At 48.7% G+C, this 15,796-nt stretch carries 15 protein-coding genes and 1 pseudogene; 6 read left to right on the forward strand and 10 right to left on the reverse strand.

Translation table 11 applies throughout. From position 1 onward, the window contains the following. Positions 1–50: 50 nt before the first annotated feature. The 3 genes from ACTHTK_RS05745 to ACTHTK_RS05755 all read left to right on the forward strand — a co-directional run bounded on the left by ACTHTK_RS05745 (position 51) and on the right by ACTHTK_RS05755 (position 3,150). Entirely contained in the window at positions 51–1,907 is a 1,857-nt protein-coding gene (locus ACTHTK_RS05745) for a ribonuclease catalytic domain-containing protein (RefSeq protein WP_440378472.1), read from the forward strand. Between the two features lie 135 nt (positions 1,908–2,042). Further along, positions 2,043–2,270 (forward strand): exodeoxyribonuclease VII small subunit, encoded by a 228-nt coding sequence (locus ACTHTK_RS05750; RefSeq protein WP_003681131.1) that lies wholly within the window; start codon positions 2,043–2,045, stop codon positions 2,268–2,270. Further along, positions 2,254–3,150, forward strand: a complete 897-nt coding sequence (locus tag ACTHTK_RS05755) for a farnesyl diphosphate synthase (RefSeq protein ID WP_314059622.1) — start codon at positions 2,254–2,256, stop codon at positions 3,148–3,150. The genes ACTHTK_RS05750 and ACTHTK_RS05755 overlap by 17 nt, the downstream gene beginning before the upstream one ends. Positions 3,151–3,307: 157 nt before the next feature. On the opposite strand, the gene ftsY is transcribed toward ACTHTK_RS05755, so the two are convergent. Both ftsY and ACTHTK_RS05765 read right to left on the reverse strand, forming a co-directional pair. Beyond that, complete coding sequence (ftsY, locus tag ACTHTK_RS05760) at positions 3,308–4,615, reverse strand: signal recognition particle-docking protein FtsY (protein WP_440378494.1); 1,308 nt, start codon at positions 4,613–4,615, stop codon at positions 3,308–3,310. Between the two features lie 57 nt (positions 4,616–4,672). Continuing rightward, positions 4,673–4,840: pseudogene (locus tag ACTHTK_RS05765) on the reverse strand (signal recognition particle-docking protein FtsY); the annotation flags it as partial. Positions 4,841–4,985: 145 nt separating this feature from the next. Between ACTHTK_RS05765 and msrAB the strand changes: the two are divergent. Then, entirely contained in the window at positions 4,986–6,554 is a 1,569-nt protein-coding gene (msrAB, locus tag ACTHTK_RS05770) for a bifunctional peptide-methionine (S)-S-oxide reductase MsrA/peptide-methionine (R)-S-oxide reductase MsrB (protein WP_440378473.1), read from the forward strand. Between the two features lie 129 nt (positions 6,555–6,683). Here msrAB and purB read toward each other — a convergent pair whose 3' ends face one another. Further along, positions 6,684–8,054, reverse strand: a complete 1,371-nt coding sequence (gene purB, locus ACTHTK_RS05775) for an adenylosuccinate lyase (protein WP_440378474.1) — start codon at positions 8,052–8,054, stop codon at positions 6,684–6,686. Positions 8,055–8,264: 210 nt separating this feature from the next. On the opposite strand from purB, the gene ACTHTK_RS05780 reads away from it, so the two are divergent. Beyond that, positions 8,265–8,705, forward strand: coding sequence for a surface-adhesin E family protein (locus ACTHTK_RS05780; RefSeq protein ID WP_440378475.1), 441 nt, complete (start codon positions 8,265–8,267; stop codon positions 8,703–8,705). Between the two features lie 385 nt (positions 8,706–9,090). On the opposite strand, the gene ACTHTK_RS05785 is transcribed toward ACTHTK_RS05780, so the two are convergent. Both ACTHTK_RS05785 and purD read right to left on the reverse strand, forming a co-directional pair. After that, complete coding sequence (locus ACTHTK_RS05785; protein WP_440378495.1) at positions 9,091–9,660, reverse strand: L-threonylcarbamoyladenylate synthase; 570 nt, start codon at positions 9,658–9,660, stop codon at positions 9,091–9,093. A 71-nt stretch (positions 9,661–9,731) separates the two neighbouring features. Further along, positions 9,732–11,003 (reverse strand): phosphoribosylamine--glycine ligase, encoded by a 1,272-nt coding sequence (gene purD / locus ACTHTK_RS05790; RefSeq protein WP_440378476.1) that lies wholly within the window; start codon positions 11,001–11,003, stop codon positions 9,732–9,734. A gap of 141 nt (positions 11,004–11,144) precedes the next feature. Between purD and ACTHTK_RS05795 the strand changes: the two genes are divergently transcribed. After that, positions 11,145–11,456 carry a DUF4298 domain-containing protein gene (locus ACTHTK_RS05795; RefSeq protein WP_440378477.1) on the forward strand — a complete coding sequence of 104 codons (312 nt, stop codon included), beginning with the start codon at positions 11,145–11,147 and terminating at the stop codon, positions 11,454–11,456. Positions 11,457–11,510: 54 nt separating this feature from the next. Here ACTHTK_RS05795 and ACTHTK_RS05800 read toward each other — a convergent pair whose 3' ends face one another. From ACTHTK_RS05800 to ACTHTK_RS05820, 5 genes are all read right to left on the reverse strand, one after another. Next, positions 11,511–12,122, reverse strand: coding sequence for an IMPACT family protein (locus ACTHTK_RS05800; RefSeq protein ID WP_049333071.1), 612 nt, complete (start codon positions 12,120–12,122; stop codon positions 11,511–11,513). Between the two features lie 61 nt (positions 12,123–12,183). Continuing rightward, positions 12,184–13,116 carry an electron transfer flavoprotein subunit alpha/FixB family protein gene (locus tag ACTHTK_RS05805; protein ID WP_107723915.1) on the reverse strand — a complete coding sequence of 311 codons (933 nt, stop codon included), beginning with the start codon at positions 13,114–13,116 and terminating at the stop codon, positions 12,184–12,186. A gap of 10 nt (positions 13,117–13,126) precedes the next feature. Beyond that, positions 13,127–13,876: an electron transfer flavoprotein subunit beta/FixA family protein gene (locus ACTHTK_RS05810; protein ID WP_107723916.1), complete on the reverse strand. Its 750-nt coding sequence runs from the start codon at positions 13,874–13,876 to the stop codon at positions 13,127–13,129. 184 nt (positions 13,877–14,060) lie between these two features. Further along, positions 14,061–15,029: a lipopolysaccharide heptosyltransferase I gene (waaC, locus tag ACTHTK_RS05815; RefSeq protein ID WP_107723917.1), complete on the reverse strand. Its 969-nt coding sequence runs from the start codon at positions 15,027–15,029 to the stop codon at positions 14,061–14,063. A 47-nt stretch (positions 15,030–15,076) separates the two neighbouring features. Next, the gene (locus ACTHTK_RS05820) at positions 15,077–15,712 is read right to left on the reverse strand and encodes a nicotinamidase (RefSeq protein WP_107723918.1); all 636 of its coding nucleotides are present in this window, start codon (positions 15,710–15,712) and stop codon (positions 15,077–15,079) included. Positions 15,713–15,796 lie beyond the last annotated feature (84 nt).

The following is a 15,796-nucleotide window of genomic DNA, read 5'->3' on the forward strand; positions in this document are numbered from 1 at the left end:
CAAATCTGCTAAAATCACGCGTTTCCTACAAATCATAAAATCCTAAAAAAATGAATATCTTTTACGAAGAGTCCGGCCAATTCAAAGTTGCCGCCATCGTCCAAAAAAACGACGCCACCTACCAAGTCGATACCCAACACGGCAAACGCACCAAAGTGAAGGCAAACAATGTCTTTGCCGAGTTTGACGGCGATATGGCGGCGTTTTTGGAGAACGCGCAGGCGCAGGCGGCGGACATCGACACCGATTTATTGTGGGAAGTATGCGGCGAAGAAGAGTTTACCGCCGAAGCCATCGCCGAAGAATATTTCGGCCATGCACCGACCAAAACCGAGCTGGCGGCAACTTTGATTGCGCTGTACGCCGCGCCGATGTATTTCTACAAAAAAGCCAAAGGCGTGTTCAAAGCCGCGCCTGAAGAAACTTTGAAACAAGCGCTTGCCGCCATCGAACGCAAAAAACAGCAAGACGCGCAAATCGACGCTTGGGCAGAAGCCTTGAAACGCGGCGAGATGCCGTCTGAAATCGCGGCGGATTTGAAAACCATCCTGCACGCGCCCGACAAGCAATCGCTGACCTATAAAGCCTTTACCAAAGCCGCCGACGCGCTGAAAACCTCCTCCTACGAATTGGCGAAAAAAACGGGCGGCATTACGTCCATCCCCCAATACCTGCAAGACGGTTTTGAAATCAAATACTTCCCCAAAGGAACAGGTTTCCCCGACCTCCCCCTGCCCGAAATGCCCGACCTGCCCAAGGCCGACGTCACCGCCTTTTCCATCGACGACGAATCGACCACCGAAGTGGACGACGCCTTGAGCCTGACCGATTTGGGCAACAGCATGAAACGCGTCGGCATCCACATCGCCGCGCCGTCGCTTGCCGTTAAACCGGGCGACAAAATGGAAAAAAACATCATGGAACGCTTAAGCACGGTTTATTTCCCCGGCGGCAAAATTACCATGCTACCCGAAAACTGGATTGCCGCGTTCAGCCTTGATGCAGGCGCATACCGCCCTGCCGTCAGCATTTATTTTGATGTGGACGGCGAGTTCAACGTCGGCGCGCCAACCTGCAAAATCGAAGCGGTCAACATCGCCGAAAACCTGCGCATTCAAGCCATCGAGCCGCATTTCAACGCCGAAACCGGCTTGGACGAAGCCGGCGAAATGATGTTTGCCCACCATCAAGACCTGATTTGGTTCTATCAATTCGCCATCGCCCTGCAAAAAGCGCGCGGCAAATACGAACCCGACCGCGCGCCGCAATACGATTACAGCATCGAATTGGATGAGGAAGGCAACGTATCCGTCGTCCGCCGCGAACGCGGTTCGCCCATCGATACGCTGGTCAGCGAGATGATGATTCTTGCCAACAGCACTTGGGCGCAAATGCTGGACGAAAACGAGCTGCCCGGCCTTTTCCGCGTCCAACCGGCAGGCAAAGTGCGCATGAGCACCAAATCCGAACCGCACATCGGCATGGGCGTGCAGCATTACGGCTGGTTTACCTCACCGCTGCGCCGCGCCGCCGACTACATCAACCAAAAGCAGCTGATCAGCCTGATCGACGACACTGCCGAGCCGCTGTATCAAAACAGCGATGCCGAGCTTTTCGCCGCGCTGCGCGACTTCGATGCCGCCTATACAGCCTACGCCGACTTCCAACGCCAAATGGAAGCCTACTGGAGCCTCGTCTACCTGCAACAGCAAGGAATGAGCGAGCTGACGGCCACCATCCTCAAAGAAGACCTCGTCCGCATTGAGGGGCTGCCGCTGGTAACGCGCGCGACCGGTATTCCGTTTGACGCGCTGCCCAAATCGCAGGCATTGTTCAAAATCACTGAATTGGATGCCGAGAAGCAGTTTATCGCGCTCAACTATCAAAAAGCCGTTTTAACGGGCTGATAACGTTATTCCGTTTTAAAAAAGGCCGTCTGAACGCAAAAACAGAAATCTTTGATTTCGTTTTCATCCCTGTTCAGACGGCCTTCATCATCTAAAAATGCTACAATTCCCCTTTTCTGCCCATCATTTCAAACCATGAAAAAAAACGCCCCCCAATCCTTTGAAGAAGCTTTATCCCGCCTTGAAACCCTGACCCAGGCCATGCAAAGTAGCGAAATGCCGCTGGAAGACGCCCTGGCCGCCTATCAGGAAGGCAACGAATTGGTCAGATACTGCCAAACCAAATTGGCGGAAGTCGAGCAGAAACTGCAAGTCTTGGATGCCGGCGAACTGAAGGAGTTGAACCTTGAACCCGGCGAATGAACTCAAAACATGGCAGCAAAAAGCCCAAGCGCAAACCGAATTGCTGCTGGCGCATTTCTTGCCGTCTGAAAGCCAAGTGCCGCACACGCTGCACGAAGCCATGCGTTACGTTACCCTCGGCGGCGGCAAACGGCTGCGCCCGCTCTTGGTGCTTGCCGCGTCCGAATTGGGCGAAGCAAACCAAAATGCCGTCGAGCAGGCGATGGCGGCGATCGAAATGGTGCACGTCTATTCGCTGGTTCACGACGATATGCCGGCGATGGACAACGACAGCCTGCGCCGCGGCAAACCGACCTGCCATGTGCAATACGACGAAGCCACCGCCCTTTTGGTCGGCGATGCGCTGCAAACCCAAGCCTTTGATGTACTGAGCCGTCCGACAGGCCTGCCTGCCGAACGCCAGCTTGCCATGTTGTCCACGCTGGCCCAGGCATCCGGCAGCCTCGGCATGGCGGGCGGACAAGCCATCGACCTGGCCAATGTCGGCAAAGCCATGAATCAGGCCGAATTGGAACAGATGCACAGCCTCAAAACCGGCGCGCTCATCCGCGCGGCCGTGGCCTTAGGCGCACTTTCCTGCCCGGACTTAACACCGGCGCAAATCCAAACCTTAGACCGCTACGCTGCCAAATTAGGCCTGTCTTTCCAAGTGATCGACGATGTATTGGACTGCGAAGCCGATACCGCCACCTTGGGCAAAACCGCCGGCAAAGATTCGGACAACGACAAACCGACCTACGTCAAACTGATGGGCCTGCACGCCGCGCGTACTTACGCAGAAACGCTGATTGCAGAAGCCGTTGCCCTGATTGAGCCATTCGGCGGCAAAGCCCTGCGCCTGCGCCAACTGGCCGAGTTTGTTACTGCACGGAAAAACTAAACCTGAAAATAAAATAAAGGCCGTCTGAAACCTGATTTTAGGTTTCAGACGGCCTTTTTAACAGCCTGTTTGGCTGGTATCAACCGAATGCAGAGTCATTCAAAATACGGCTCAAAAATCCCCCGCAGACTGCGTTGACAAGCCTCCGCCTGTCCGTTTAATCCAATAGGGCATCTACAAACGCTTTGGCATTAAACGGACGCAAATCGTCGATGCCTTCGCCTACGCCGATGTAGCGGACGGGAACTGGGCGGTCAGAGGCAAGGGCGGCAAGGATACCGCCTTTGGCCGTACCGTCAAGCTTGGTGACGATCAGACCGGTCAAACCCAATGCTTCGTCAAAGGCTTTCACTTGGTTGACGGCGTTTTGGCCGATGTTGGCATCAAGCACAACGATGATTTCATGTGGCGCATCCGGCATGGCTTTTTGCAACACGCGTTTCACTTTTTTGATTTCTTCCATCAAATGAAGCTGCGTGGGCAGGCGGCCGGCTGTATCAGCCAGCACGATATCGATGCCGCGCGCTTTGGCGGCTTGGACAGCATCGAAGCAAACGGCTGCGGAATCGCCTGTGGTTTGCGAGATGACGGTCACATTGTTGCGTTCGCCCCAAGCTTGAAGCTGCTCACGCGCGGCGGCACGGAAAGTATCGCCTGCCGCCAACAGCACAGATTTGCCCTGCGCTTGGAAGTATTTGGCGAGTTTGCCGATAGATGTGGTTTTGCCTGCGCCGTTGATACCGGCAAGCATAATCACGAAAGGCTCCTTGGTTTCCGGCAAGACCAAAGGTTTTTCCAGAGGCTTAATCAAGTCGTACAGCGCATCTTTCAGCGCGCCGCGCAATTCGTTGCCGTCTTTGAGGCCTTTGAGGCTGACACGGTCGCGCACGTCTTTCATCAAGTATTCGGTGGCTTCCATGCCCATATCGCTGGTAATCAGCACGGTTTCCAGCTCTTCATACAAATCCTCGTCGATTTGTCCGCCGCCGAACACGCCGGCCAGCGATTTCGCCATTTTGTCACGCGATTTGGTCAAGCCTTGTTTCAAACGCGCAGCCCAACTGAGCTTGGGTTCTTCCACCGGAGCAGGGGCTTCAACCAGTTTTTCCGCAACGGTTTCTTGAACTTGCTCGACAGCTTCGCTAACTGCTTCAACAGCTTCTTCTTTTACTGCTTCGGCCTGTCCTGCTGCTTCTTCAGCAGCCTCAGCTACTTCAGACGGCATCTCGGCAACGGTTTCTTGAACCTGTTCAACAGCTTCGCTGACGGTTTCAACGGCCGCCTCTTTTGCCGCCTCAGCCTGTTCTGCTGCTTCCTCAACAGCCTCAGCCGCTTCAGACGGCATCTCGGCAACGGCTTCTTGAACCTGTTCAACAGCCTCGCTGACGGTTTCAACGGCCGTTTCTTTTGCCGCTTCAACGTGTTCTTCCACTTTTTCGACTGTTTCAGACGGCGTTTCGGTCAAAGTTTCCCGCACCTGCTCGACGGTTTCGCCGACGGTTTCAACAGCCGATTCGACAACTGATTCAACATGCCCTTTGACGCTTTCTGCTAAAGATTCGGCATCTTCTTTAATATTTTCAACTACTTGAGCAACTTCAGATTCTACTTTTGCTGCGGTTTCCTGAACTTGAGCCTCCTCAGGAGCCGGAGTTTCCTGTTTTTTCTTGCGACGGAAGAAGCTGAACATTAAATTTTCCTTTTAATTTTAGAAACTTGAAATAGGGAGTATTGTAGCGTATTTTACGTGGCAAGGTCGTCTGAAAATCAAGGTTGTCAGGTTTTGGCATTTCCAACGTCTAACAAGGCAAACCATCCATACAGGAAATATAGAGATGAATCCCCGTACCTTCTTTTCCCTTTGCGCCAAGTTCGGCTGCCTGCTTGCGCTTGGCGCCTGCTCATCCAAAATGATGGATACCGAAGCCGCAACCGTACCACAGGCATTGTCCTCGTTGAAAACCCCTGACAACCGCCCTGCCACTATTTACCTGCAAAAAGACAAACCCACCCTGATTAAATTTTGGGCAAGTTGGTGTCCTTTGTGTTTGTCCGAATTGGGACAAACCGAAAAATGGGCGCAAGATACAAAATTCGGTTCTGCCAACCTGATTACCGTTGCCTCGCCCGGTTTTCTACACGAGAAAAAAGACGGCGACTTCCAAAAATGGTATGCCGGTTTGAACTATCCTAAGCTGCCCGTCGTGACCGACAACGGCGGCACCATCGCCCAAAGCCTGAATATCAGTGTTTACCCTTCATGGGCATTAATCGGCAAAGACGGCGATGTGCAGCGCATCGTCAAAGGCAGCATCAACGAAGCGCAGGCATTGGCATTAATCCGCGACCCAAATGCCGACATAGGCCGTCTGAAAAATTCGTTCTACAAACCCGACACACAGAAAAAGGATTCAGCAATCATGAATACGCGCACCATCTACCTCGCCGGCGGCTGCTTCTGGGGCTTGGAAGCCTATTTCCAACGCATAGACGGCGTGGTTGACGCCGTATCCGGCTACGCCAACGGCAAAACGAAAAATCCGAGCTACGAAGACGTGTCCTACCACGACACGGGTCATGCCGAGACCGTCAAAGTGACCTACGATGCCGACAAACTCAGCCTCGACAACATCCTGCAATACTATTTCCGCGTCGTTGACCCAACCAGCCTCAACAAACAAGGTAACGACATCGGCACGCAATACCGCAGCGGCGTGTACTACACCGACCCCGCCGAAAAAGCCGTTATCGCCGCCGCCCTCAAACGCGAGCAGCAAAAATACCAACAGCCCCTCGTCGTCGAAAACGAGCCGCTGCAAAACTTCTACGACGCTGAGGAATACCATCAGGACTACCTGATTAAAAACCCCAACGGCTATTGCCACATCGACATCCGCAAAGCCGACGAACCGCTGCCGGGCAAAATCAAAGCCGCCCCGCAAGGCAAAGGCTTTGACGCGGCAACGTATAAAAAACCCAGCGCTGCCGAACTCAAACGCCTTCTGACCGAAGAGCAATACCAAGTTACCCAAAACAGCGCGACCGAATATGCCTTCAGCCACGAATACGACCACTTGTTCAAACCCGGTATTTATGTGGACATCGTTAGCGGCGAACCCCTGTTCAGCTCTGCCGACAAATTCGATTCCGGCTGCGGCTGGCCGAGCTTCACCCATCCAATTAATGCCTCCGCCGTTACCGAACACGACGATTTCAGCTACAACATGCGCCGCACCGAAGTGCGCAGCCATGCCGCCGACTCACACTTGGGACACGTCTTCGCCGATGGCCCGAAAGACAAAGGCGGCCTGCGCTATTGCATCAACGGCGCAAGTTTGAAATTCATTCCTTTGGAAGAAATGGACGCCGCCGGCTACGGTGCATTGAAAGACAAAGTGAAATAACGGATTAAATCGAAAAAGGCCGTCTGAAAAAGATTTCAGACGGCCTTTTTAATTTGTCGGATGTAGAGAGCGGTTTCTTATCTATCAGAAAATCTCAATAACTAAGAAGGTGCGCCCTACAAAAACCTTTTAAATTCGTTTTGCCAACTCTTCGGCTTTACCCACATACAACGCAGGGGTCAGCTCAAGCAATTTGGCTTTGGCTTCTGCCGGAATTTCCAACGATTCAATAAAGAGTTTCAACACTTCAGGCGTAATGCCGTCTTTACCGCGTGTCAGGTCTTTCAGCTTCTCGTAAGGATTGGCAACGCCATAACGACGCATTACGGTTTGAATCGGCTCGGCCAGCAGCTCCCAAGTAGCGTCCAAATCGGCAGCAAGGACGGCAGGATTCGGCTCAAGCTTGTTCAGACCGCGCAGATGGGCGGCAAAGCCCAATACGGCATAGCCCACGCCTACGCCCATATTGCGCAATACGGTGCTGTCGGTCAGGTCGCGCTGCCAACGGGAAATCGGCAGTTTTTCGGACAAAAAGCCCAATACGGCATTGGCCATACCAAGGTTGCCTTCGGAGTTTTCAAAGTCGATCGGATTGACTTTGTGCGGCATGGTGGAAGAACCGACTTCACCCGCTTTGACTTTTTGTTTGAAGTAACCCAAAGAAATATAGCCCCAAACGTCGCGGTTGAAGTCGATCAGAATCGTGTTGACACGGCTGATGGCTTGGAAGAATTCCGCCATATAGTCGTGCGGCTCGATTTGAATGGTGTAGGGGTTGAAGGTCAAGCCGAGGCTGATTTCAACGAAGTTGCGACAATGGGTTTCCCAATCCACATCGGGATAGGCGACCATATGGGCGTTGTAGTTGCCGACTGCGCCATTGATTTTGCCGAGGAACTCTTGCGCTTGCAGGTTTTTAAACTGACGTTGCAGGCGGTACACGACATTGGCAATTTCTTTACCCAATGTGCTTGGTGTAGCAGGCTGGCCATGCGTGCGGCTCATCATAGGGACGGCAGCCAACTCATGCGCCATGCCGGTCAGTTTTTCAATGATTTCGGCCAGTTTCGGCAGCAAAACAGCTTCACGCGCTTCTTGCAGCATTAAAGCGTGGGACAGGTTGTTGATGTCTTCGCTGGTGCAGGCAAAGTGGATGAACTCGCTGGCGGCTGCCACTTCAGGCACGCCGGAGAAGCGTTCTTTAAGCCAATATTCGATGGCTTTGACGTCGTGATTGGTGGTCGCCTCAATGGCTTTGACGGCGGCGGCATCTTCAAGCGAGAAGTTTTCGATCACTTTGTCGATTTCGGCAAGCGTAAAATCGCTGAAAGCAGGAACTTCTACAATCTTAGGCTCGGCGGCAAGGGCTTTGAGCCAGTTTAATTCAACTTTGACACGCGCACGCATCAGGCCGTATTCGGAAAAAATCGGACGCAATGCTTCAACAGATTTGGCGTAGCGGCCATCTAATGGGGAAAGTGCAGCGATAGGGTTAATCATGTCGGATCTTCCTATGGGATGAAAACCAAATTGTTTGCAATTATACATGATTTTACACTTCAAGGCCGTCTGAAAAGCAGGTTTCAGACGGCCTTTTCAGCGTATTTCTCATAAAATTCTTTTCAGAGGTTCAACTTTGCAAATTCGATTTACGATATATGCCATCTTCACGGATAATATCGGCTGACTTTCTGTAAATAATGAGGTTTTATGAATATCAAACGTTTTTCCCTAACTGCAACCGTATTTGCGGCTTTGATGTTGAGTGCCTGTGAAACAACCACCACATCGAGCGGCGGTGGCAGCTGGACCAACATCGGCACCATCTCTGAAGGCAATATCAAAGTAGCCATTGATAAAAGCAGCATTAAAAGAAATGGCGCACTGGTTACTTTCCGCGATAAAAAAACCGTTTCCAAACTGAAAGAGGAACGTTTCGTCAACACGCCTGCCTATAAAACGGCCATCGGCAGCTGGGAAATTCATTGCTCAAACAAAACCTATCGCCTGGCAGCGCTGCAACTGATGGACGAACACGGCCGGGTGATTTCCAACCAAAGCTATACGCCGACCAGCATCCGCCCAATGAGCGTCATGAGCGGCACGATTACTGAAAAACAATATGAAACAGTGTGCGGACATAAGCTTTAATCCACACTTATTCACAAAGTTATCCACAGTTTAAATATTTAAAAGGCCGTCTGAATGCTTTGAATATCAAGTTTCAGACGGCCTTTTTATGTTTTTATGGAAATTTATCTTCAAATTTATCCACAAAATTTGTTTATTCAAAAATAATTTATTACAGCGATTCTTTTACGCTCAAATTTTGCTTCACTTTTTGCCAGAGTATTTCACAAAATACTGCTTTCTACTCTATTTACTGACTTACTATCTGCTTAATCGATCTGTATTTACAGACTGCTATGTATCAAACTGGATCTGCACTAAATGCTTTTCACACAGGTATTCCAATCTTTTGGAAAAAATTGGCTTCTCCAAATGAATACCTTTCCTTTGATAATACAACCCTTCTTTAACGCAGCCTTGCTCCTGTTTCTCCGTCAATAATCTGACTAGGCGTTTTCTGCTTACCTATCAATCCGCCTACAACCCATACTTTCCTGCCAAACTGTCTTCTGACTTCCCTTTCCGTTTTGCACGCCCGTTTGCCTGCGCGATTGCATGAAGTAGAGACTAAAGGCATTTCCAAAACCTGGCACAAACGCCTTGCACCTGCGTGCGCCGGAACCCTGACAGCCAATTTACTGCGTCCTTTTCCTCGCAACGAAGACAATACTTTATTGCCGGCCGGCAATAAAAAAGTTTTCGGAGCCGGCCATGCTTCATGCAGCATGGTTTGGATATTTTCAGACGGCCTTTGCAGCAAAGGTTGCAACTGTTCCAAGCTATAGCCAATGACAATCATACCTTTGTGTTGCGGTCGTTTTTTCAGATGGATTAGTTGATTGAGTGCTTTGGGCAAAGTAGGGATACAGCCCAAGCCATAGCAAGACTCGGTGGGATAGGCGACCAAACCGCCTTTTTTAAGATGCGCCTGCAACCTGCGTTGGGCTGCAGCCGATAAAATTCTAGGGAACATCATCATATACCAAGGCCGTCTGAAACTGAGATTGTCGGACAATCTGTGTTCAGACGGCTTGTTTCTATTCATTATTAACGGTTGATGGCTTTATCGGCAATGTCTTTACGGTATTGCATACCGTCAAAACGGATGGTTTCCAATGCCTCATAAGCCTTGCTTTTAGCTTGTGCAACATCATCGCCCAAACCGACGACACACAACACACGGCCGCCGTTGGTTACCACTTCGCCTTTTTCATTCGTTGCAGTACCGGCATGGAAAACTTTACCGATTTGATTGGCCTTATCCAAGCCAAAGATCACATCGCCTTTTTTCGGAGAGTCAGGATAGTTTTGTGCGGCCAACACCACGCCTACGGCAGTCTGCGGATTCCATTCGGCGGTAACACTATCCAGTTTGCCGTCGATTGCCGCTTCAACCAAATCCACCAAATCGCTGTTCAAACGGCTCATAATCGGCTGAGTTTCAGGGTCACCGAAACGGCAGTTAAATTCGATGGTATAAGGCGCACCGCTTTTATCAATCATCAAACCTGCGTATAAAAAGCCGGTAAACTCATGACCTTCTGCTTTCATACCGGCCACAGTCGGCAAAATAATTTCATTCATCGCACGCTCGTACACATCAGGCGTTACCACCGGAGCAGGGCTGTATGCGCCCATACCGCCGGTATTAGGGCCTTTGTCGTCATCCAACAGGCGTTTATGATCTTGACTGGTTGCCATCGGCAAAACATGATTGCCGTCCACCATAACGATAAAGCTCGCTTCCTCGCCTTGCAGGAAATCTTCAATCACGACACGCGCGCCTGCATTGCCCATTTTATTACCCAACAACATATCGTCGATAGCGGCATGGGCTTCATCCAAAGTCATGGCGACAATCACGCCTTTACCGGCAGCCAAGCCATCCGCTTTAATAACAATCGGCGCACCTTTTTGGTTGACGTAATCATGTGCCACATCGGCATTTTCAAAGGTTTGGTATTGCGCGGTTGGAATCTTATATTTTGCCATAAACGCTTTAGCAAAATCTTTTGAACTCTCCAGCTGGGCAGCGTATTGAGTCGGGCCAAAAATCTTCAATCCGGCAGCACAGAAGTCATTCACCACACCCGCAGCCAAAGGAGCTTCAGGGCCGACTACGGTAAAGGCAATATTTTCATTACGGCAAAAATCAATCAAATCTTGATGCGCCGTTAATGCGATATTCTGAAGTTTAGGTTCAATTGCCGTTCCGGCATTACCAGGTGCAACAAAGACAGTTTCTACTTTAGACGACTGCGCCAATTTCCAAGCCAGTGCGTGTTCACGTCCACCATTACCAATAACGAGCAATTTCATACCGTCTCCTTGAAGAATAGATGTTGTCAATTAAATTCAATCGATGGAATTATTGTTCCATCTTGTATAGCTGTTTCAAATTAAGAATAATATTGCACCAAGACAACCATACTCTAATTTCAAACAACGAAAGGACAAATCATGCAAAAACGTATTGACGAAATTCAAAGCAAATACCGCGAATGGTGCGAATTACTGCCGCAACTGGAAGCAGATATCGCCCGCTGGAAACATGCTGCAAGCCTCATGCAGGACATGGATGAATTCTATACCAACGAATACCAAGCGTGTTATCAAGCCATTGAAGAAGGGGTAGATGTTGATTTGCGTACACAGGGCGAATACAGCATTATGAGCGAAGATGCCCTATGGAACGCACTGGGAGAATTTCATCAACTGGCTTGGGAACACTTGCGCTCAAGCGTAAATGCTTTAGACAGATACCAAGGCTAAAACATCAAAGGCCGTCTGAAACTTTTGATTGATCAAATATGTTCAGACGACCTTTTATTCAAACGGCTTCTCAGTATCTACTTCAATTTGGCGCGTATTTTTCCAGGCGGCAATACAGGCTTCATAATCGGCCAACGCTATTTTCACTGTCAACTTACAATCCAGCTGCAAATCCTGTTCCACAATATCGGCCTGATATTGTTTGGCAATCCGTATCGCCTCATTCAAAACAGGATATTCACATTTCAACCAAACTGTTTTTTCAACATTCTTTTCAACAACTTCAGCTATCGCCAATGCCTGAGCCGTTGATTCCTTATAGGCATGAATCAAACCGGGAACGCCTAATAGCGTACCGCCAAAATAACGCACAACCACAACCAACACATCCGTTACGCCGACAGAATCAATCTGCCCCAGAATAGGGCGGCCAGCGCTCCCGGACGGTTCTCCATCATCATTTGCGCGAAACTGCATTCCATCCACACCCAATCGGTAGGCGTAGCACCAATGTCGTGCTTTGTGATGCTCTTCCTTTAATGGGTCGAGATATTTCTTCACATCAGCTAACGTGCGGATCGGATAGGCATATGCGATGAAGCGGCTGCCTTTATCTTTAAATTCAGCCTGTGTCGGAGTGGTAATGGTTTTATAGGTCGTAATCATGCCGAAATATTTTCAGACGGCCTTATATAGCAAAGGCCGTCTGAACGTTTCACGTGAAACATTAGTTTTTCAGTGCTTCAGTCAGTTGAGGCACAACTTCAAACAAATCACCAACCAAGCCATAATCTGCTACATTGAAAATCGGAGCGTCAGCATCTTTGTTGATAGCAACGATCACTTTACTGTCCTGCATACCGGCAACGTGTTGGATAGCTCCGGAAATACCGATAGCGAAGTACAGTTGCGGCGCAACCACTTTACCGGTTTGTCCGACTTGGGCATCGTTTGGCGCATACTCGGCATCCACTGCTGCACGGGATGCCCCAATCGCCGCACCCAAAACATCAGCCAAAGGAGTCAATACTTCATTGAATTTTTCAGCGCTGCCCAATGCACGACCACCGGAAACAATCACTTTTGCCTGAGTCAATTCTGGGCGGTCAGACTGGGAAAGTTGACGGTTTACGAAACGGCTCAGGTTTTGAGCAGGCGTTGCCTCAACATTAATCACTTCTGCATTACCGCCTTGTCCGGCAGCATCAAATGCTGTCGCACGGAAAGTCAGTACCAATTTTTCAGAATTGGATTGAATAGTTTCAAATGCATTACCGGCATAAATCGGACGAACAAATGTCGAGTTATCCACAACTTCGGTTAAATCGGAAACTTGTGGTACATCCAACAGGGCAGCAACCCGGGGCAACAGATTTTTACCAAACGCAGTTGCAGTCGCAGCCACATAGCGGTAATCCGCAGCCAGTTTAACAACCAAAGGCGCTAATTCTTCTGCCAAGCCTTCAGCGTAATAGGGCGCATCGGCTACCAAAACTTTCGCTACGCCTGCAACCTGTTTTGCCTCTTCAACCACCGCAGCAGCATTACTGCCAGCAACCAATAAATCTACATTACCTAATTTAGCGGCAGCTGTTACCGCATGCAAAGTGGCAGGATTCAAATGTTGGTTATTATGTTCCGCAATAATCAATACGCTCATTTCATACTCCTTAGATCACTTTGGCTTCGTTTTTCAGCTTTTCAACCAACTCGGCAACATCAGCCACTTTCACACCGGCTTGACGTGCTTTAGGTTCGGCAAATTTCACGGTATTCAAACACGGAGAAATATCCACAGCCAAATCGGCAGGACTTAATTTTTCCAAAGGCTTTTTCTTTGCCGCCATGATATTAGGAAGTTTGACAAAGCGTGGTTCGTTCAAACGCAAATCTGCACTGATGACCGCAGGCAGCTTCAATGCAACAGTCTCTTCGCCGCCGTCAATTTCACGGGTTACCAATGCTTCTTCGCCTTCAATTTGCACTTTTGATGCAAAAGTACCTTGAGCCGCATTCAACAACGCAGCCAGCATTTGGGCAACTTGGTTGGCGTCATCGTCAATTGCCTGTTTACCCAGCAATAAAATTTGCGGATTTTCTTTATCCGCAACAGCTTTCAGCAATTTCGCAACGGCCAAAGGCTCCAACTTCGCATCAGTTTCAACATGAACCGCACGGTCGGCACCCATCGCCAAAGCAGTACGCAACGTCTCTTCGCATTTTTTCTCGCCAAGAGAAACAGCAACAATCTCGCTTACTTTTCCGGCTTCTTTCAAACGGACAGCTTCTTCTACCGCGATTTCATCAAACGGGTTCATCGACATTTTGACATTACCGATATCCACATCGGAACCATCGGCTTTCACACGAACTTTGACGTTATAGTCCACTACGCGCTTTACTGCGACCAGTGCTTTCATTCAATTCTCCTAAAAAGAATGTCCATCAAATCTAGCATACTGCTTTTGATACATTCTTTATATAAAATCCAATTCGGTTTTCACCAACATGATAAAACCAAATTTGTATAAATCTTGGTAAATAGAGCGGAATTATATCATTTCTAAAGCATTTACTCAGAAAATAAATCCAACTCCCCAGCAATTATTTACCGTATGCTGCAACACAATCCATCAAGGTTTGATAAACCTCGTCAATATTGGGAATTTGAGCAATACCGCCTAAATTTTTTGCATAAGCCGAAACTTGAACGCCGGTCTTGGCCGGATCTGTATCTGTATAAATTCCTACAACAGGCTTTTCCAGCGCATTAGCAAGATGCAGCAGTCCGGTATCTACGCCAATAATACCCTCTGCGTTTTTCAATAAAAATGCAGCCTGTAATAAATTCATTTTGTCGCAAACCGAAGCAAACGATAAATCGCTTGCAATCTGTTCGGCACGCATTTTTTCGATTTCATTTCCCCACGGCAGATACACATTGCATTGTTGTTCTTCATTCAACTTTTTCAATAATGCACGCCAGTGTTCTACCGGCCATAATTTACTGTCGCGACTGGTTGCATGCAAAGCAACGTAATAAGGGGATTGCAAATTTTTCAGACGGCCTGATTCAGGAACCGACAAACCAAATACCTGCGTCTCAGGCATTGTATAACCAAATACTTGGGCAAATAATTCACGGTTTCGCCAAACCGCATTTTTGCCTTTCGGTACGACAAACGTTTTACTGTATGCAAGGGCAGCCAAACTTTCACGCGCGCTGTGTTTATCCAAACCGTAAATAGGGGATTTCGCCATTTTGGCAAAGCATGCGCTTTTAATCAGTCCTTGACTATCTAAAACAAAATCAAAAGATTCAGCCTGCAAATCCGTTTTCAGACGGCCTATTTCACGCCACGTTTCAGCCTGAAAAAGGTGTTTGCGCCACTGCCGCCATTTCATTACATGAACTTTTTTGACAAAAGGATGCAAGCAGGCAATATCTGCAAACCCTGCCTCACACAGCCAATGGAGCTCCACATCAGGACATTGTCGCGCTAAATCTTCAACTGCGGGCAACGTATGAATTAAATCGCCCATACTGGACAAGCGGACAAGTAAAATCTTCATATTTTGGAAAATGTTTCACGTGAAACAACAGAATTTAAAAATATAATTTATTGATTATTAATGTATTTTCTTATTTCTTCGGCGTTTTCTAAAATAATAGCCCCGGCAGAATGCATTTCCTGCCATGCAGATTCAACCGTTTCCGGAGCAATGCCACGGCAAGCAGCCTGATTGACAATGACTTTCCAAGCCCCGCCTTTAAGCAACTGTAAAACCGTTGTCTTCACACAATAATCCGTTGCCAAACCGCCGACAATAACTGTATCTGCATTTTGACAGCGCAACCATTCGATCAAACCTGTACTGAGCTTTTCCTCAATATCGTGAAAACATGCGCCGTAAGGATGTAACTCAGGATCGACGCCTTTCCAAACACAATAATCGTATTCCTTGGCTGAAGGCAGGCCATCCAACAACTCATAGCCATATGTTCCAACCATCGCATGTGACACCCAAGTCAAATCCGCATCGGGTAAACCCGTCGGTTTTAACATATCAACAGGATTATCCACAAGCCATTTTGCCGCGACATGATGCGCATCTTTCGTCATAACGCGTAAATCCGCCAATGCGGCTTGGACATTGAGTTCATCCGCAATCAGATGACCTTCGGCAACAGGTAATTCTTTCGGGCACAAAGGCGTAAACGTTTTTTGTGCATCTACATCGATAGAAACAATCATGTATTAATTTAACCTATTGATTTTATTTTAAATAATTTAAATTATTCATTTATTGCCAATGTACGGACATTTGGAATAAATGCT

The sequence above is a fragment of the Neisseria sp. P0006.S009 genome, assembly GCF_051962915.1.
GTDB classification, from domain to species: Bacteria; Pseudomonadota; Gammaproteobacteria; order Burkholderiales; family Neisseriaceae; genus Neisseria; species Neisseria subflava_E.